The sequence below is a fragment of the Enterobacter sp. BIDMC92 genome (genome assembly GCF_001030225.1).
In the GTDB taxonomy this organism is placed as follows: Bacteria; Pseudomonadota; Gammaproteobacteria; order Enterobacterales; family Enterobacteriaceae; genus Enterobacter; species Enterobacter sichuanensis.
On the sequence record NZ_KQ087598.1, the window covers coordinates 4,713,391 to 4,731,400 of the forward strand.

Consider the following 18,010-nt stretch of genomic DNA (forward strand, 5'->3'; position numbering starts at 1 on the left):
GCCCGGCCTACAGTTGATAAGGCGTAACGACCTCATCAATACCCGAAAAATCTTTCGTATTTCGAGAAATCAACGGACATTTTCTGCTCTGGGCTGTGGCCAGAATGATGGCATCAGGCAGTTTCATTCCATGCTTTTCACGCAGTAAAACGCTTCTTTCCGCGATATCCCGAGACACATCAATAATTTCGAAAGCGCCCATCACGGCTGCCGTTCTCGCTTCATGACCATGCTTGCGTGCGCCCACCATCACCTCCATCCAGGTAATTAAGCTAATGCCTCGATGTGACGCGGCATGATCAATCGCATCCGCAGCTTCGACACGGTTGTTGAAGAGATCAATGAGAATATTGGTATCAAACACGGCCATATTATTCATGATCACCACTCCTCACGCAGCTTACGTTCATACTCCAGCCCGTCTTCTTTCTTGTCTCCCCACAAGCCAAGCGCAGCGCGGATAACAGACGAACTCTGCTGGTCGAGATACAGCTCTATCGCCTCCCGTAGCAGCTCAGCGCGCGGCTGATTTCGCAGTTGCTTGAGGTTATCCAGCCGTTGAATCACGTCATCAGATAAATCGATCAGTATTCTGCCCATATCCAGTTCCGCCAAAACACTCATATATCACCTTAGTATATCATCTGCGGTTAATTTTCAGGCAAAATACACCTTATCAATTTAGGGTTAAAGGGCATTTTTTCGAGAGTAACCAATTTTGCGAGCCGCTTTCCATATCGTTCGCATCCTCAGATTTCGCTGTTTTCATCTGCACTAAATCAGGCTATAAATCTGTATATACATACAGCAAAAGGACATCACCATGGCACTGGAAAAGGGTATTGATAAGCTTGTGCAGGATTTTATCGCTGCAGGCCGACCTTGCGCGCGTAAGCAGAGTATTGATGACCGGAGAGCAGGATATGTAGCCAGCACTGTACTTGCCGGCGAGACCGAAACCCGCGTGCAGGTTGAAACGCTTGTCATTGATGGTCTTACCTTTCGGGTATTTTCCCCTCTCAATGTCTCTGAAACGTTACCTTGTGCCCTCTACTACCATGGCGGTTGTTTTGTCAGCGGTGGGTTTGCAACCCATGACAATCAGCTCCGCCAGCTGGCATATTACGGTCAGTGTCGGGTGATTGCGGTTCAGTACAGGCTGGCACCGGAGCATACCTTCCCCGCAGCGCATGACGATGCAGAGAGAGCGGCGAATCTTGTCTGGCAACATGCAGAAAAAGTAGGCGTGGATAAAAACCGCATCACGCTTTGTGGTGACAGTGCAGGCGGCCATCTGGCGCTGGTCACCGCGCTGCGGCTCAAGGCTAAAACACAGTGGAATCCGGCCCAGCTTATCCTCATCTACCCTATGCTCGACGCTACAGCCAGCTTTGCAAGCTATACCCATAATGGGCAGGACTACGTTATCACGCGCGATACGCTACTGAGTGGTTATGACATGTACCTGGCAGAGACAGACCGCCGGGACCCTGAAGCCAGCCCACTCTGGCGGGATGATTTCAACGGCCTGCCGCCGGTACATATTATTACCGCCGAATACGATCCGCTATGCGACGAGGGTCAGGCGCTTTATCAACATATGACAGAACAAGGCGTTATGTGCACAGCGCAGCATTGGCTGGGTGTCATCCACGGCTTCTTTCAGCTTGGCGGCATCAGCCCGTCAGCGCGAGACGTTATGCGGGACATCGCCTGGCGGATCAACTCCGCCCGGCGATAACATCGGGGAACCTTATTCCTCCTCGTTCCCGCCCTCTTCATACGCGCCAAAAGGCTTAGCCGGAAGAACGATATAGGTGCCTTCAAACACCGCGCCCGGTGTTTTATCGCCAAACAGTTCAACCTGCATCTGTACACGGGCTTTGCGGCCGCGCGCCAGACGGTCAAGATCGCCCCCCAAAGAGCCGAGATCGGCCACGGCGCTCGGCTTGCCGCTTATGGGTGCGCTATAGCGGATGTGCGCGTCGGCAAGAATGATCGTGCCGCCAAGGTGGCGTTCACGCAGCATCAGCCAGATAAGCCCCCAGCCGGTGAGCGTGGCGAGTGAAAACAGGCTGCCGGCAAACAGCGTGTGGTGCGGGTTCTGATTGCCGGTTTCCGGCATGGTGGTAATAAATTTTTGCCCGGTGTACTGCTGAATGCGCACGCCCATTTTTTCACTGAGCGGAATGTGCTGATACCAGGCCTGCTGGAGCTGTCCGCACCAGTCCGCGCGGTGGAGAATATCATCCAGCGTGGCGATGGGCTTAATCATTAAAAAGTGGCGAATCGGCGTGGTTTGCGGGGTCGTGATCTCCCCCTGATTCACAAAACCGAGCTTGGCAAAGAACTCGACAGCATCTTCACGGGCGCTACAGGTGACGCGCTTAACGCCTTCCTGGCGGGCAACGGACTCCAGGGTCATCGCCATCAGCGTTCCCAGACCTTTGTCCTGCACGGAGGGATGAACCGCCATAAAGCGAATAGAGGCTTCGTTATCGGCGTTGATATACAAACGCCCGACGGCGACGAGGTTCCCCTCTTCGTCCATCACCATCTGATGATGGGCCATCGCGTCCCAGGCGTCACGTTCAGACCCTTTAGGCTGATGTAATGGCTTGCGCAGCATTTCCCAGCGGAACTGGTAATAAGCTTCTAACTCTTCTTCCGTTTGCGGTACTCGAAGGTGATACATAGCTGTACTCTCTCTTGTTACCCGCGGCCACGCCGCCAGCTGGCTCATACCTGGAGCCAGAATGTGACGGGGCCATCGTTCACCAGCGAAACCTGCATATCTGCAGCGAATCGTCCGGTTTGCGTATTCATTTCCTGCTGGCGACAACGCTCAACAAAGTATTCATAAAGTGCTTCTGCACGATCCGGCGCGGCGCCTTTAGAGAAACTCGGGCGCATGCCGCGCTCGGTATCAGCGGCCAGCGTAAACTGGGAAACCACCAGCACGCTGCCACCCGCCTGCTGGACGTTAAGGTTCATCTTGCCTTCCGCATCGCTGAAAATACGGTAACCCAGCACGCGCTCACACAAGCGGTTGGCTTTTTGTTCGTCATCATCCTTTTCGACACCTAACAACACCAAAAGTCCTGGGCCAATTTCACCCGTCACCTCTCCCTCCACGGTGACGCTGGCACGGGTTACGCGCTGTATCAATGCAATCATGGTTGGTCTGCTTCTTGTTGTTTTTCAGCTTCTGCTGCTTTTTTAAGTTCGCGGTATACGCCGAGAGTGACAGTTATTTCCGCACCAAGCAAGACGATACACCAGGTCCAGTAAACCCAGACAAACAAAATAGGGATCACCGCCAGCACGCCATAAATCAGCTGATAGGACGGGAACATGGTGATGTAAAGGGCAAAACCCTTTTTGCCCAGTTCGAAGAGTACCGCTGCCACCAGCGCGCCAACAACCGCATCACGGTTCGGCACGCGGGTGGTCGGCACCACGCTGTAGAGCAGCCAGAAAGAGAGCCACGATAAAATCAGAGGAAAGATACGCAAGACGTTATCGATGGCACCGTTGAGATCGCTGGCCCAACGCAGTGAAAGCAGATACGAACTGATCGCCAGACTCGCCCCGGCCAGCAACGGCCCAAGCGTAAGGATCATCCAGTACACGGCAAAGGAATACACCTTTGGCCGTGTCTTTTTACTCCGCCAGATAGTGTTCAGCGCGTTATCAATGGCGTACATCAATAACAGCGCCGTCACGATAAGGCCGCACGCCCCCACTGCCGTCATCTTGCTGGAGTTAGCCACAAACTGCTCAATGTAGTTCTGTATGACATCCCCGGTTGCGGGAATGAAATTGGCGAAGACAAAATGGCGAAGCTGCAGGCTGACGTCGGCAAACATCGGAAAAGCGGAAAACAGGGCAAAGATAACCGCCACCAGCGGCACTAATGAGAGCAACGACACGTAGGCGAGGTTACCTGCCAGCGTGGTCATGTTGTCCTCATCAATGCGGTGCCAGAGCAGTTTCAGCCAGGCCCTGAGCGGGCGAGTATGGTGCGTGGCTTTTTGATGAACGGTTTTTAGCATAACTGCTTCGCAAAGTAGTTTGGTATCGTCTCTTTTCCGGTCACCAGAACAGACGTGATACCCAACTGGTTAGCTCCCTCTATATTATCGGCATTGTCGTCGAAAAAGACCGCATCGGCCGCGGTAAATCCTTCCGCCTGGAGAACAGCCTGATAAATTCGCGCTTCAGGTTTACGCATCCCCATCTCCTGAGAGAGGTAGATTTTGTCTGCGGCGGCCTTAACCTCAGGGTACTCCTCAGGCCAGAACGTGGTGTGCAGGCGGTTGGTATTCGACAGCACAACCACCCGGTGGCCCTGCTCGCGCAATTTATGCATGATGTCGATCACCTCAGGCCGTATGGCGACAAAAACCGCCTGCCAGCCGTGGGAAAACTGCTCGTAGCTTAACGGTAGATCCATCTCCTGGCAGAAACGTTCCGCGAATTCTTCATCGCTGATCTCACCGCGCTCATGCTGGTGGAAGGTCTCGCCCATTGTGAAATTCTGCTTTAACGTCGCCAGCGGAACACGGCTAAAATCGCTCCATGCGCCCAGCACCCGATTGAAATCGATATCGACGATTACGTTTCCTAAATCAAAGATATAAAGCATGTTTATCTCCTGCTCGCCGTGGAAAAGTAACTGTAGCGGGAAAGATAAGGTTTGGCTATGAAGTCCACGCCGGGTAGAAAAAGAAAAACCCCGCCACAAGGACGGGGTTTTGTTGACCAGAGAGGAGTGAATTACTCTTCTTTCGCACCGCGCATAGCACGTTTACGATCGTTCTCGGTCAGGTGACGTTTACGGATACGGATAGACAGTGGCGTCACTTCTACCAGTTCGTCGTCGTCGATGAATTCCAGAGCCTGCTCCAGGGTCATCTTGATCGGTGGAACCAGAACCGTTGCTTCGTCAGTACCGGACGCACGCATGTTGGTCAGTTTCTTACCGGTCAGGCAGTTTACAGTCAGGTCGTTAGAACGACTGTGAATACCGATGATCTGGCCTTCATAAACTTCAGCACCGTGACCCAGGAACAGCTTGCCGCGATCCTGCAGACCGAACAGCGCAAACGCAACCGCTTTACCCTGACCGTTGGAGATCAGTACGCCGTTGTTACGCTGGCCAACTTCACCCGGACGCACGTCGTCGTAGTGGCTGAAGGTAGAGTACAGCAGACCGGTACCAGAGGTCATGGTCATGAACTCAGAACGGAAGCCGATCAGGCCACGGCTTGGGATCACGTAGTCGAGACGTACGCGGCCTTTGCCATCTGGATTCATGTTTTTCAGGTCGCCTTTACGCTCACCCAGCGCCTGCATCACAGAACCCTGGTGCTGCTCTTCAACGTCCAGCGTCACGTTTTCGAACGGCTCTTGTTTACGGCCGTCGATTTCGCGGAAGATAACTTTCGGACGGGAAACCGCCATTTCGAAACCTTCACGACGCATGTTTTCGATCAGAACAGACAGGTGCAGCTCACCACGACCAGAAACGCGGAATGCATCAGCGTCTTCGGTTTCTTCAACGCGCAGCGCAACGTTGTGCACCAGCTCTTTGTTCAGGCGGTCAAGGATCTGACGAGAGGTAACGAATTTACCTTCTTTACCACAGAACGGAGAGGTGTTGACGTTGAAGAACATGGTAACGGTTGGTTCATCAACAGACAGGGCTGGCAGCGCTTCCACGTTCTGCGGATCGCAGATGGTGTCAGAGATGTTCAGCTCGCCCAGACCGGTGATAGCGATGATGTCGCCCGCTTCAGCCAGATCGCTGTCGATACGCTCCAGACCCAGGTGAGTCAGCACTTTGCCTACTTTACCGTTACGGGTTTTGCCTTCACTATCGATGATAGTAACCTGCTGGTTTGGCTTCACTTTACCGCGTTTGATACGGCCGATACCGATGACGCCAACGTAGTTGTTGTAATCCAGCTGGGAGATCTGCATCTGCAGTGGACCATCCAGATCAACATCCGGTGCCGGTACGTGATCGACAATCGCCTGATACAGCGGGGTCATGTCTTCCGCCATATCTTCGTGATCCAGACCCGCGATACCATTCAGCGCAGAAGCGTAAATGATAGGGAAGTCCAGCTGTTCGTCGGTCGCGTCGAGGTTAACGAACAGGTCGAATACCTGATCAACAACCCAGTCAGGACGTGCGCCAGGACGGTCAACCTTGTTGATAACAACAATAGGTTTCAGGCCATGGGCAAATGCTTTTTTGGTCACGAAGCGCGTTTGCGGCATAGGGCCGTCAAAGGCGTCAACCACCAGCAGCACGGAATCCACCATGGACATCACGCGCTCAACTTCACCACCGAAGTCGGCGTGCCCTGGGGTATCAACGATGTTGATACGGTAGTCATTCCATTTAATAGCGGTGTTTTTCGCGAGGATGGTAATCCCACGCTCTTTCTCCAAATCGTTGGAGTCCATCACACGCTCTTGAGTTTCGGCACGCGCATCAAACGTACCGGATTGCTGCAGCAGCTTATCAACCAGGGTAGTTTTACCATGGTCAACGTGCGCGATGATGGCGATGTTACGCAAATTTTCGATCACAACTTTGCCTCAGGCATTAGAAATAGCGCGTTATTGTACACGGATTAATCGCACTACAAAACAGGATCACAAACATCCTCCGCAAACAAGTATCGCAGAGATGCTTTGTGATCGCTTTCACGGAGCGAAAAAGGGCACTTTAACGAAAATTGCACCAATATGGTGCTCAGTGTTCACACTGAAGCACTATACTGGTGCAACATAACCATTGTGGTGCAGCCCTTTTGCACTATGGTGCGCATGATAACGCCTTTTTGGGGTGTTTTAAAAGTTGGCACAGATTTCGCTTTATAAAAAATACATGGCAACAGCCAGTACAAACAGAAACTGAAGACCTCGTTACCACGACGACAATGACCAATCTGGAGAGTTAAGTATGTCCGCTGAACACGTTTTGACGATGCTGAACGAACATGAAGTGAAGTTTGTTGATCTGCGCTTCACCGATACCAAAGGTAAAGAACAGCACGTCACAATCCCTGCTCATCAGGTGAACGCCGAATTCTTCGAAGAAGGCAAAATGTTTGACGGCTCCTCCATTGGTGGCTGGAAAGGCATTAACGAATCCGACATGGTTCTGATGCCAGATGCAACCACTGCGGTCATTGATCCGTTCTTCGAAGAACCTACTCTGATTATCCGTTGCGACATCCTCGAGCCAGGCACCCTGCAGGGCTACGACCGCGACCCACGTTCTATCGCGAAACGCGCTGAAGAGTACCTGCGTTCTACCGGCATCGCAGACACCGTTCTGTTCGGGCCAGAGCCAGAATTCTTCCTGTTCGATGACATCCGTTTCGGCGCGTCTATTTCTGGTTCCCACGTTGCTATCGATGACATCGAAGGCGCATGGAACTCTTCCACCAAATACGAAGGTGGTAACAAAGGTCACCGTCCTGGCGTGAAAGGCGGCTATTTCCCGGTTCCTCCGGTCGACTCTGCACAGGACATTCGTTCCACCATGTGTCTGGTGATGGAAGAGATGGGCCTGGTTGTTGAAGCGCACCACCACGAAGTGGCAACTGCTGGTCAGAACGAAGTGGCTACCCGCTTCAACACCATGACCAAAAAAGCGGACGAAATTCAGATCTACAAATACGTTGTGCACAACGTTGCGCACCGTTTCGGTAAAACCGCGACCTTCATGCCAAAACCGATGTTTGGCGATAACGGTTCCGGTATGCACTGCCACATGTCTCTGTCCAAGAACGGTACCAACCTGTTCTCTGGCGACAAGTATGCCGGTCTGTCTGAGCAGGCGCTGTACTACATTGGCGGCGTAATCAAGCATGCTAAAGCGATCAACGCCCTGGCGAACCCAACCACTAACTCCTACAAGCGTCTGGTCCCGGGCTACGAAGCGCCAGTGATGCTGGCTTACTCTGCGCGTAACCGTTCTGCTTCTATCCGTATCCCGGTGGTGGCGTCTCCTAAAGCGCGTCGTATCGAAGTTCGCTTCCCGGATCCAGCGGCTAACCCATACCTGTGCTTCGCAGCACTGCTGATGGCGGGTCTGGACGGTATCAAGAACAAGATCCACCCAGGCGAAGCGATGGACAAAAACCTGTACGACCTGCCGCCAGAAGAAGCGAAAGAGATCCCACAGGTTGCTGGCTCTCTGGAAGAAGCCCTGCAGGCGCTGGACGCAGACCGCGAGTTCCTGACTGCAGGTGGCGTATTCACTGACGACGCTATCGATGCTTACATCGCCCTGCGTACCGAAGAGAACGACCGCGTGCGCATGACTCCGCATCCGGTTGAGTTCGAACTGTACTACAGCGTTTAATTAAGTTGTTTTACCCGGCGTGACAAGCGCCGGGAGTAGTTGCCGTGGAAACTTTTAGCCCATCTCCGGATGGGCTTTTTTCTCCACCAACAACCTGATCTCACGCGCTTTTTACGCCGAAAACGCTATACTGCACTAAATTAGTGCAAACAACTCCAGGAGACTGCTGAATGGCAACTGGCACGCTGCCCGATGCTGGGCAGATCCTCAATTCTTTGATTAACAGCATTTTGCTGGTCGACGACGAGCTGGCCGTGCATTACGCCAACCCGGCGGCGCAGCAGCTGCTTGCCCAAAGCGCGCGTAAACTGTTTGGCACCCCGCTTCCGGAACTCCTGAGCTATTTTTCACTGAATATTGGCCTGATGCAGGAAAGTTTGCAGGCGGGCCAGGGGTTCACCGATAACGAAGTGACGCTGGTGATCGACGGGCGTTCGCATATTCTGTCGCTTACCGCGCAACGTCTTCCTGAAGGATTGATCCTGCTGGAAATGGCGCCGATGGATAATCAGCGTCGACTGAGCCAGGAACAGCTTCAGCATGCGCAGCAAATTGCCGCCCGCGATCTGGTACGGGGCCTGGCGCATGAAATCAAAAACCCGCTGGGTGGGTTACGCGGCGCAGCGCAGCTTCTGACCAAGGCGCTGCCCGACCCTGCGCTGGCGGAGTACACCAACGTCATCATTGAGCAGGCAGACCGTCTGCGTAATCTGGTTGATCGTCTTCTCGGGCCGCAACAGCCGGGAATGCATGTCACAGAAAGCATCCATAAAGTGGCTGAACGGGTGGTGAAACTCGTCTCTATGGAGCTGCCGGAGAACGTCACGCTGGTGCGTGATTACGACCCAAGCCTGCCGGAACTGGCGCATGACCCGGACCAGATAGAACAGGTCCTGTTGAACATTGTGCGCAATGCGCTGCAGGCGCTGGGGCCGGAAGGGGGCGAGATTGTTTTACGCACCCGCACCGCTTTCCAGCTGACGTTACACGGCGTGCGCTACCGTCTGGCAGCCCGAATCGACGTTGAGGATAACGGGCCCGGTATTCCCTCGCATCTGCAGGATACCCTGTTCTACCCGATGGTCAGCGGGCGCGAAGGCGGGACCGGCCTGGGCTTATCCATTGCCCGCAGTTTGATCGACCAACACTCTGGAAAAATTGAATTTACCAGTTGGCCGGGACATACCGAGTTTTCGGTTTTCCTGCCGATTAAAAAATAAAGGTGACGTTTATGCAACGAGGGATAGTCTGGGTAGTCGATGACGATAGCTCCATCCGTTGGGTGCTTGAACGCGCGCTCACAGGGGCTGGATTAAGCTGCACGACGTTTGAGAGCGGCAGCGAAGTGCTCGACGCACTCACCACTAAAACGCCGGACGTGCTGCTTTCGGATATTCGTATGCCGGGTATGGACGGGCTGGCGCTGTTAAAGCAGATCAAACAACGCCACCCCATGCTTCCGGTCATCATCATGACGGCACACTCCGATCTGGATGCCGCGGTGAGCGCCTATCAGCAAGGGGCGTTCGATTACCTGCCCAAACCGTTTGATATCGACGAAGCCGTGGCGCTGGTTGAGCGCGCGATTAGCCATTATCAGGAGCAGCAACAGCCGCGCCATACTCCCGATTTTGGTCCAACGACAGATATCATCGGCGAAGCGCCGGCGATGCAGGATGTGTTTCGCATTATTGGCCGTTTGTCCCGCTCATCCATCAGCGTATTGATTAACGGTGAATCAGGAACCGGTAAAGAGCTTGTAGCGCATGCATTACATCGCCACAGCCCGCGGGCAAAAGCGCCGTTTATTGCCCTGAATATGGCGGCAATCCCGAAGGACCTGATTGAGTCCGAACTGTTCGGCCATGAAAAAGGGGCATTTACCGGTGCGAATACCATTCGCCAGGGGCGCTTCGAACAGGCTGACGGCGGCACGCTGTTCCTGGATGAGATCGGCGATATGCCGCTGGATGTCCAGACCCGCCTGCTGCGCGTGCTGGCCGACGGGCAGTTTTATCGCGTGGGCGGCTATGCGCCGGTGAAGGTGGATGTGCGTATTATTGCCGCGACCCACCAGAACCTGGAGCAGCGGGTGCAGGAAGGTAAATTCCGTGAGGATTTATTCCATCGCCTGAACGTGATTCGCGTTCATCTGCCACCGCTGCGTGAACGTCGTGAAGATATCCCTCGCCTGGCGCGTCATTTCCTGCAGGTGGCCGCCCGTGAGCTGGGCGTGGAGGCCAAACAGCTTCACCCTGAAACCGATGCCGCGCTTACGCGTCTGGCGTGGCCAGGCAACGTACGTCAGCTGGAAAATACCTGCCGCTGGCTCACCGTGATGGCCGCCGGGCAGGAAGTATTGATTCAGGATTTACCGGCTGAGCTGTTTGAAGCGACGGCCCCCGAAAGCAGTACCGGGCACGCGCTGCCGGACAGCTGGGCGACGCTGCTGGCACAGTGGGCCGACCGTGCGCTGCGTTCCGGTCATCAAAACCTGCTTTCTGAAGCACAGCCAGAGATGGAACGTACGCTGTTAACCACCGCGCTTCGTCATACCCAGGGCCATAAGCAGGAAGCCGCTCGCCTGTTGGGATGGGGACGTAATACCCTGACGCGCAAGCTTAAAGAGCTGGGTATGGAATAATATCCGCTCTTGTGTAAAGGTTATTAATTGAGCGCAAATTGCCGTTATTTTGCGCTTTACTGTTTCATTGAGTTTTGTATGATCGTGCCCGGAAATTGGGGGTGAACATCATGCTGGAAACATTGGTGAATATGCTCTCTAGCGGAGCCGCTGAAAGCCACACGCCACAAACCGCCGTTGCGGCTGTGCTGTGTGCGGCGCTGGTTGGGCTGTTTAGCTAACGAGCTGTCAATGAAAAGCCGGGTGGCGGCTACGCCTTACCCGGCTTACCTTTCGTGCTTTTGCCGCTTAAATCACCCGCGAGAACTGCTGCAAACGCGCTTTCTGCCGCAGGTAGGCGTCAAAGCACATGCAAATGTTACGAATCAACAGACGCCCTTTCGGCGTGACCTCAATCGCACTCTCCGAGACCGCCACCAGCCCGTCTTTCGCCAGCGGTGCCAGAAGATTCAGATCCTCTGCAAAATAATCGTTGAACTGCAGATCCCATTGCGACTCAACATCGCTGAAATCGAGGCGGAAGTTGCAGATCAGTGCCTTAATCACATCACGACGAATGCAGTCGTCACGCGTTAACGCTATACCGCGCCACAGCGCGTTTCCGGTTTCATCCACCTGCTGATAGTACAGCTTCAGCTCTTTCTGGTTCTGCGCGTAACAGTCGCCAATCATGCTGATGGCGGAGACGCCCATCCCCAACAGATCGGTATCGCCCTGGGTCGTATAGCCCTGGAAGTTACGGTGCAGTACCCCGTCGCGCTGAGCAATAGCCAGCTCGTCATCCGGACGGGCAAAGTGATCCATACCAATAAACTGATAGCCAGCCCCGGTCAGCGAGGTAATGGTTTCCTGCAGAATATCCAGCTTCTGTTGGGCAGAAGGGAGATCGGCATCTTTGATTTTGCGCTGAGCCGCAAAGAGCGTCGGCAGATGCGCATAGTTAAAGACGCTCAGGCGATCCGGGTTGAGTTCGGACACGCGCTTCAGCGTGAAGGCGAAACTTTCCGGCGTTTGCTTTGGCAGGCCGTAGATCAGATCGATATTGGTCGAGGTGAAGCCAATGTCACGCGCATGGTTGAGTAAGGCAAAGATAAATTCTTCGTCCTGCTCGCGGTTGACCAGAAGCTGGACCTCTTTGTTGAAGTCCTGCACGCCCATACTCAGGCGATTGAAGCCTTCGGCGCGTAAATGATCCAGCACATCCAGCTCAATTTCGCGGGGATCGACCTCGATCGAGATTTCAGCATCGTCGTTAAAATGGAAGTGCCCGCGCAGAAGCATCATCAAACGGCTGATCTGCGCTTTATTCAGATAGGTTGGCGTGCCACCGCCCCAGTGAAGTTGGCTGACGTGACGACCGGCAAACAGCGGCGCGCGATGCACAATTTCTTGTTCGAGCGCATCAAGGTATTGGTCGGCTTTGTGCTGCTGACGGGTCACAATTTTATTGCAGCCGCAGAAATAACAGAGCTTGTGGCAGAACGGAATATGGACGTAGAGCGACAGCGGACGCTCAGGATAGCGCGCGACAGCCTGCTGAAAATCATCCTCGCCAAAGGCATCAGAGAACTCCAGCGCGGTGGGGTATGACGTATAACGCGGCCCGGAATAGTTATATTTCTGGATCAGGGCCAAATCCCAGTCGATAGATGGTACAGACATGCTCACTCCTTCCGTTGGTGTCGCGTTCGTATACGGCGGCCCGTTCTGACCCCATTGCGGGCCATTAATCGGGTGCGCAGCCACTTCTGTCGCCGCGACAACCGCCGTAGTTTAACGAATAACCACACCAGATAACATACAACCGGAAGGGTTATAAGCAGGACTATCGTTCCTGCCGGGTGCAAATGTTAGTTTCCACCCTTCAGAAGACGCATCATATCTTCCTGCTTTTCTTCTTCTTCATCTTCGTCATCGTCGTATGACAGGCCCAGCTTCTGCATCAGCTCGTCGATGCGATCCAGTTTAGCATCCACCCATGACTGCTCTTCCGCAGTCAGGGTTTCCCCCTCTTCAAGACGTTCCAGCAGCGCGTCCAGGCGCTCATCGTTCTCCAGCAAATCCAGCTCAGCCTGCGGTGAAAGCATAGGTTTCTCGCTCTTTGGTTTGTGCTGCTTAGTAACCGGGGTGTCTGTCACGCCCAGTGGAATGGGAGTTTTACTGCCGATACGTGGATCTTTCTGCGGCTTATTTTTCGCAGAAGCACCTGCTGTACCGCCACCGTTTGCACGGCTACCCGCCGCATGACCGCGATGTTTTTTATCGCGTTTGCGATCGCGCGCTTCCTGGTTCAGTTCTTCGCGCGTTTTGCGGCGTGCTTTGGCAGGGCGTTTAGCGCCCGCTGCGGAGGTCGGTTTTTTCATGATGTTTTATCTTTAAGTCGTTTTCTTCAGTATAGAATTGCGGCGAAATCTAGCAGAAAGCAAGCAAAGAAAAAAGGCGACAGAGCAATCTGTCGCCTTTTTTCCTGACTCACAACCCTTAGCGGGTCAGACATTCCTTGTTTGCCAACAACAAACCCTGTTTATCCCTTGGCTACTACCGTCCGTGATACGGTTCCCTTTCCTGTTAAAACGCCTCCAGGCGTTTGTCATCCTGACAATCCTGCGTCTTCGCCTCCTGGCGCTCCTGACCCTTATCCTTAAGTCATTGTCCTGTTGGCTTCCTCGCCTTGCCGCATACTTTACCGTGTTCGCTTAAACTAACAAGCAACGAAACGGTACAAAAACGGATTTTCAGATAATTACCCGGAAATAAGATTATGATTTAAAACAGTTTGTCTTTTTTTACCCCTGCGATTTCTCTGAAATCTCCCATAGTACTTATAGCCGATCTCTCACAGCGGCCAGGGCTTAAGCCTACAGGCGGAGTGCAATGAAAAAAGTCTTTTGCCCGCATTCAGGTATAATCCCCCGCAGATTACGATTTTTGGAGACGACCACGTGACTACCTGGAACTACCAACAGACGCATTTTGTCACCAGTGCGCCCGATATTCGCCACCTGCCTTCTGATACCGGTATCGAAGTGGCCTTTGCTGGCCGTTCAAACGCGGGAAAATCCAGCGCACTGAATACGCTGACCAATCAGAAGAACCTGGCGCGTACCTCAAAAACACCTGGCCGTACCCAGTTGATTAACCTGTTTGAAGTGGCCGATGGCAAACGCCTGGTCGACTTACCGGGTTACGGTTACGCCCAGGTACCGGAAGAGATGAAGATCAAGTGGCAGCGTGCGCTCGGTGAATACCTGGAAAAACGCATGTGCCTGAAAGGTCTGGTGGTGCTGATGGATATTCGCCACCCGCTGAAAGACCTTGATCAGCAGATGATCGACTGGGCTGTCGCAAGTGATATTGCCGTGCTGGTGCTGCTGACAAAAGCGGATAAGCTGGCGAGCGGTGCGCGCAAAGCGCAGGTGAATATGGTTCGCGAAGCGGTGCTGGCCTTCAACGGCGACGTACAGGTTGAGCCGTTCTCCTCGCTGAAAAAGCAGGGCGTGGACAAGCTGCGTCAGAAGCTCGACACCTGGTTTAGCGAGCTGGAACCCGCGACGGAAGCGGAAGAAGAGTGATACCGGGCGCGGCAATGGCCGCGCTTTTTTTTACCTGAATTTTTCTTTGCCACAATAAAAAACGCCCCAGTCATTACTGACTGGGGCGGCTAAAATATTCAGCCAAATCCGATTACGTGAAGTAAAAGGTCTGAAAGATAGAACATCTTACCTCTGTACCCTACGTCGCTAACTCTACCCCTTTTTTTGCCGCAGAAAAAGCACTTTTTGTAGTTTTTTTTCATTCTTTACATAGGGAATTCTAATGATCGTCACAAAACGCACATCGTTATGTTGCTAACTTACATAAAAAGCGCGTTATTGCCCGAACCGTTAGTGAGCCTGATCCCAGTTTTCACCACTTCCCACTTCCACCAGCAACGGCACGTCAAGTGTCATGCTGCTTTCCATCAGTTCGTGGATCTTCTTCGACACGGTATCAAGATCGTCTTTGTGCACTTCGAATACCAGTTCATCGTGTACCTGCATGATCATTTTCACGCGTGGCTTCTCCTGTTCCAGCCACGCATCCACCGCGATCATGGCGCGCTTGATAATGTCCGCTGCGGTTCCCTGCATCGGGGCGTTGATTGCTGCACGTTCTGCGCCCGCACGACGTGCCGCGTTGCTGGATTTAATGTCCGGTAAATAGAGACGACGGCCATCCAGGGTTTCAACGTAGCCTTTCTCCTTCGCCTGAGCACGGGTGCGTTCCATATAGTCCAGTACGCCCGGATAACGCTCAAAGTAGAGATCCATATACTTCTGCGACTCTTTGCGTGGGATATTAAGCTGGCGAGAAAGACCAAATGCACTCATGCCGTAAATCAGCCCGAAGTTGATCGCTTTCGCGCTGCGGCGCTGTTCGTTTGTCACGCTCTCCAGTGGCAGACCGAAGACTTCCGCCGCGGTCGCCCGGTGGATATCCTTCCCTTCGGCAAACGCCGTCAATAGCCCCTTGTCACGGGACAGGTGCGCCATAATACGCAGCTCAATTTGCGAGTAGTCCGCAGAAACAATCAGATAGTCATCGGGTGCAATAAAGGCCTGGCGAATACGACGGCCTTCTTCGTTACGTACCGGGATGTTCTGCAGGTTTGGATCGGTTGACGAAAGACGACCCGTTGCCGCGACAGCCTGATGGTAGGAGGTGTGTACACGACCCGTTTTCGGGTTGATCATCAGCGGCAGCTTATCGGTGTAGGTCGATTTCAGCTTCGCCAGACCGCGGTACTCCAGAATCACTTTTGGCAGCGGATAATCCAGCGCCAGCTCTTCCAGAACCTCTTCTGAAGTTGATGGCGCGCCACCAGGGGTTTTCTTCAGCGGTTTGATCCCCTGCTTTTCAAACAGAATGGTTTGCAGCTGTTTCGGAGAGGAGAGATTAAACGGCTCACCGGCAAGCTCATGCGCCTTTTGCTCAAGCTCGGTCAGGCGCTGGGCAAGCTCCCCGGAGTGGTTATGCAGTACCGTCGGGTCGATTTTGACACCGTTACGTTCGATGCGTGAAAGCACGGGAACCAGCGGCATCTCAATGTTCTGGAATACGTTCAGCGGCCCTTCATGCTTCTGCAGTTTTGGCCACATCTTCAGGTGTAGCTGCAGCGTGACATCAGCGTCTTCCGCAGCGTAGCGTCCGGCTTCTTCGAGAGCAATCTGGTTAAAGGTAAGCTGATTTTTCCCTTTACCGGCAATCTCTTCAAACGTGATGGTTTTGTGCTTAAGCCAGCGGTCAGACAGGGAATCCATATCGTGGCGGCCCGCGACGCTATCCAGAATGTAGGATTCAAGCATAGTGTCAAAGGCAATTCCACGCAGTTCAATGCCATAGTTTTGCAAAATGCCGCGGTCATACTTGAGGTTCTGCCCGACCTTCAGCGCCTTTTCGTCTTCCAGGATTGGCTTCAGCAACTCAAGCACACGGTCGCGCGAGATTTGCTCCGGCGCATCCAGATAATCATGCGCCACAGGAACATAGGCCGCAACACCCGGCTCTGTCGCAAAGGAGAGGCCCACCATATTGGCAGAGATGTTATCGAGACTGTCCGTTTCGGTGTCAAAGGCGAAGACAGGTGCCTTTTTGAGTTTCTCAATCCAGGCGATAAGCTGCGATTCTTCAAGAATGGTTTCATAGTTGTCGAAGGAAAGCGCCACAGCTTCTTCTTCCGCCTGCTCTTCGGCATCAATAACAATGGTTTCCTTCGGCTTTGCAGCAGGTTTAGCCCCTTTTGCCTGCAGCCATTTACCGGCCTCCACGTCAGTGGTCCAGCGTTTAAATTCGTATTTCTTAAACAGGCTCAGCAGCGCGTCAGCGGAAGGCTGTTGTACCTCCAGCTGTTCACAGCCCAGTTCCAGTTCGACATCGGTTTTGATGGTCGCCAGCTGATAAGAGAGATAAGCCACCTCTTTGTTCTCTTCCAGTTTTCCGGCCATGGTTTTTGCCCCACGGAAGGAGAGCCCGGCGATTTTATCCGACTCCGCGTAGAGCGTATCCAGGCCGCCCAGCCCCTGCAGCAGCGCCTGTGCCGTTTTTTCACCGACGCCCGGCACACCAGGGATATTATCCGAGGAGTCGCCCATCAACGCGAGGAAATCGATAATCAGCTCTGGCGGCACGCCATACTTTGCGACCACCTCTTCCGGCCCCAGAATGGTGTTAGTCATGGTGTTAATCAGGGTGATCCCTGGCGTCACCAGCTGCGCCATATCTTTATCACCGGTGCTGATCAGTACCGGACGGCCCATTTTTTCTGCTTCACGCGCCAGCGTACCGATGACGTCATCCGCTTCAACGCCTGAGACGGCCAGCAGCGGCAGACCCATCGCTTTCACCATGGCGTGCAGCGGCTCAATCTGCGCACGCAGATCGTCAGGCATTGGCGGACGGTGGGATTTGTAATGCTCAAACAACTCATCGCGGAAAGTTTTACCTTTCGCATCGAAAACGACGGCCGCATGGGTTGGCTGATACTGAAGGATCAGGCTGCGCAGCATATTCAGCACGCCGTACATTGCGCCGGTAGGTTCCCCTGCGCTGTTGGTCAGAGGAGGAAACGCATGGTACGCCCGATACAGGTAAGAAGAGCCATCGACGAGAATAAGAGGGTTTTCTGGGATCTGAACCATAATGTCCGTGCCTTTAATCAATTTATGCCTAAAGGATGCCACAGAAGGATGAAAACATCAGGTATTAGCGCCAGATACAGGAAAAGATTTTGCGATCGTCAGGATCGCTCGCAAAAATAAAACTGTGGATAAGTTTGTGTATATTTTCACTTCATATGAATAACAGACGCAAAAAAGACATATGGGATGATATTTAGATCTTAATAATCATATTGTTAGTGTGTTGGATCCTATCTATAGAGCCAACTGATGACAATTTAGTCTATGTGGATATAAGCCTTGATAAGCGAAGAATCATAG

General features: G+C 53.3%; 17 protein-coding genes. 6 read left to right on the forward strand and 11 right to left on the reverse strand.

From position 1 onward, the window contains the following. Positions 1-7 precede the first annotated feature (7 nt). Positions 8-379 carry a type II toxin-antitoxin system VapC family toxin gene (locus SP99_RS22120; protein ID WP_082137929.1) on the reverse strand — a complete coding sequence of 124 codons (372 nt, stop codon included), beginning with the start codon at positions 377-379 and terminating at the stop codon, positions 8-10. Between the two features lie 2 nt (positions 380-381). After that, positions 382-624 carry a ribbon-helix-helix domain-containing protein gene (locus tag SP99_RS22125; RefSeq protein WP_020686881.1) on the reverse strand — a complete coding sequence of 81 codons (243 nt, stop codon included), beginning with the start codon at positions 622-624 and terminating at the stop codon, positions 382-384. Positions 625-823: 199 nt separating this feature from the next. Here SP99_RS22125 and SP99_RS22130 point away from each other — a divergent pair, with 199 nt between their 5' ends. After that, positions 824-1,741 carry an alpha/beta hydrolase gene (locus SP99_RS22130; protein ID WP_047959730.1) on the forward strand — a complete coding sequence of 306 codons (918 nt, stop codon included), beginning with the start codon at positions 824-826 and terminating at the stop codon, positions 1,739-1,741. A gap of 12 nt (positions 1,742-1,753) precedes the next feature. Here the strand turns inward: SP99_RS22130 and fabY are convergent, their stop codons facing one another. The 5 genes from fabY to typA all read right to left on the reverse strand — a co-directional run bounded on the left by fabY (position 1,754) and on the right by typA (position 6,603). Then, entirely contained in the window at positions 1,754-2,695 is a 942-nt protein-coding gene (gene fabY, locus SP99_RS22135; protein ID WP_025759561.1) for a fatty acid biosynthesis protein FabY, read from the reverse strand. Between the two features lie 44 nt (positions 2,696-2,739). Beyond that, entirely contained in the window at positions 2,740-3,177 is a 438-nt protein-coding gene (gene dtd, locus SP99_RS22140; RefSeq protein ID WP_008501836.1) for a D-aminoacyl-tRNA deacylase, read from the reverse strand. Then, complete coding sequence (locus SP99_RS22145; protein WP_045285692.1) at positions 3,174-4,055, reverse strand: virulence factor BrkB family protein; 882 nt, start codon at positions 4,053-4,055, stop codon at positions 3,174-3,176. Before SP99_RS22145 ends, dtd begins: the two co-directional genes overlap by 4 nt. Next, positions 4,049-4,648 carry a glucose-1-phosphatase gene (gene yihX, locus SP99_RS22150; protein WP_047959731.1) on the reverse strand — a complete coding sequence of 200 codons (600 nt, stop codon included), beginning with the start codon at positions 4,646-4,648 and terminating at the stop codon, positions 4,049-4,051. Before yihX ends, SP99_RS22145 begins: the two co-directional genes overlap by 7 nt. A 131-nt stretch (positions 4,649-4,779) precedes the next feature. After that, the gene (gene typA, locus SP99_RS22155; RefSeq protein WP_008501854.1) at positions 4,780-6,603 is read right to left on the reverse strand and encodes a ribosome-dependent GTPase TypA; all 1,824 of its coding nucleotides are present in this window, start codon (positions 6,601-6,603) and stop codon (positions 4,780-4,782) included. Between the two features lie 376 nt (positions 6,604-6,979). Here typA and glnA point away from each other — a divergent pair, with 376 nt between their 5' ends. The 4 genes from glnA (at position 6,980) to SP99_RS24810 (ending at position 11,254) form a co-directional block, all read left to right on the forward strand. Further along, positions 6,980-8,389: a glutamate--ammonia ligase gene (gene glnA, locus SP99_RS22160; RefSeq protein ID WP_008501856.1), complete on the forward strand. Its 1,410-nt coding sequence runs from the start codon at positions 6,980-6,982 to the stop codon at positions 8,387-8,389. Between the two features lie 170 nt (positions 8,390-8,559). Next, the gene (glnL, locus tag SP99_RS22165) at positions 8,560-9,609 is read left to right on the forward strand and encodes a nitrogen regulation protein NR(II) (RefSeq protein ID WP_045285690.1); all 1,050 of its coding nucleotides are present in this window, start codon (positions 8,560-8,562) and stop codon (positions 9,607-9,609) included. A gap of 11 nt (positions 9,610-9,620) precedes the next feature. Then, positions 9,621-11,033: a nitrogen regulation protein NR(I) gene (glnG, locus tag SP99_RS22170; RefSeq protein ID WP_020883985.1), complete on the forward strand. Its 1,413-nt coding sequence runs from the start codon at positions 9,621-9,623 to the stop codon at positions 11,031-11,033. A 110-nt stretch (positions 11,034-11,143) separates the two neighbouring features. After that, entirely contained in the window at positions 11,144-11,254 is a 111-nt protein-coding gene (locus SP99_RS24810) for a YshB family small membrane protein (protein ID WP_032670298.1), read from the forward strand. Between the two features lie 67 nt (positions 11,255-11,321). Here SP99_RS24810 and hemN read toward each other — a convergent pair whose 3' ends face one another. Further along, positions 11,322-12,695: an oxygen-independent coproporphyrinogen III oxidase gene (gene hemN, locus SP99_RS22175; RefSeq protein ID WP_047959732.1), complete on the reverse strand. Its 1,374-nt coding sequence runs from the start codon at positions 12,693-12,695 to the stop codon at positions 11,322-11,324. Positions 12,696-12,883: 188 nt separating this feature from the next. Continuing rightward, on the reverse strand, positions 12,884-13,396 hold the full coding sequence (gene yihI / locus SP99_RS22180; protein ID WP_025759565.1) for a Der GTPase-activating protein YihI: 513 nt from the start codon (positions 13,394-13,396) through the stop codon (positions 12,884-12,886). 579 nt (positions 13,397-13,975) lie between these two features. Between yihI and yihA the strand changes: the two genes are divergently transcribed. Then, entirely contained in the window at positions 13,976-14,605 is a 630-nt protein-coding gene (yihA, locus tag SP99_RS22185) for a ribosome biogenesis GTP-binding protein YihA/YsxC (RefSeq protein ID WP_045285688.1), read from the forward strand. Between the two features lie 98 nt (positions 14,606-14,703). On the opposite strand, the gene SP99_RS25400 is transcribed toward yihA, so the two are convergent. Next, the gene (locus tag SP99_RS25400; protein WP_071892919.1) at positions 14,704-14,751 is read right to left on the reverse strand and encodes a small protein SpfP; all 48 of its coding nucleotides are present in this window, start codon (positions 14,749-14,751) and stop codon (positions 14,704-14,706) included. A gap of 166 nt (positions 14,752-14,917) precedes the next feature. Then, a complete protein-coding gene (gene polA / locus SP99_RS22190; RefSeq protein ID WP_025759567.1) occupies positions 14,918-17,710 on the reverse strand; it encodes a DNA polymerase I in 2,793 nt (930 codons plus the stop codon). Between the last annotated feature and the right edge of the window lie 300 nt (positions 17,711-18,010).

Coding starts and splice junctions, on each gene's coding strand:
- hemN (WP_047959732.1), bottom strand. CDS start 12,695: ATGTCTGTACCATCTATCGACTGGGATTTGGCCCTGATCCAGAAATAT.
- SP99_RS22125 (WP_020686881.1), bottom strand. CDS start 624: ATGAGTGTTTTGGCGGAACTGGATATGGGCAGAATACTGATCGATTTA.
- glnL (WP_045285690.1), top strand. CDS start 8,560: ATGGCAACTGGCACGCTGCCCGATGCTGGGCAGATCCTCAATTCTTTG.
- fabY (WP_025759561.1), bottom strand. CDS start 2,695: ATGTATCACCTTCGAGTACCGCAAACGGAAGAAGAGTTAGAAGCTTAT.
- polA (WP_025759567.1), bottom strand. CDS start 17,710: ATGGTTCAGATCCCAGAAAACCCTCTTATTCTCGTCGATGGCTCTTCT.
- SP99_RS22130 (WP_047959730.1), top strand. CDS start 824: ATGGCACTGGAAAAGGGTATTGATAAGCTTGTGCAGGATTTTATCGCT.
- SP99_RS22145 (WP_045285692.1), bottom strand. CDS start 4,055: ATGCTAAAAACCGTTCATCAAAAAGCCACGCACCATACTCGCCCGCTC.
- glnA (WP_008501856.1), top strand. CDS start 6,980: ATGTCCGCTGAACACGTTTTGACGATGCTGAACGAACATGAAGTGAAG.
- glnG (WP_020883985.1), top strand. CDS start 9,621: ATGCAACGAGGGATAGTCTGGGTAGTCGATGACGATAGCTCCATCCGT.
- yihI (WP_025759565.1), bottom strand. CDS start 13,396: ATGAAAAAACCGACCTCCGCAGCGGGCGCTAAACGCCCTGCCAAAGCA.
- SP99_RS22120 (WP_082137929.1), bottom strand. CDS start 379: ATGAATAATATGGCCGTGTTTGATACCAATATTCTCATTGATCTCTTC.
- dtd (WP_008501836.1), bottom strand. CDS start 3,177: ATGATTGCATTGATACAGCGCGTAACCCGTGCCAGCGTCACCGTGGAG.
- SP99_RS24810 (WP_032670298.1), top strand. CDS start 11,144: ATGCTGGAAACATTGGTGAATATGCTCTCTAGCGGAGCCGCTGAAAGC.
- yihX (WP_047959731.1), bottom strand. CDS start 4,648: ATGCTTTATATCTTTGATTTAGGAAACGTAATCGTCGATATCGATTTC.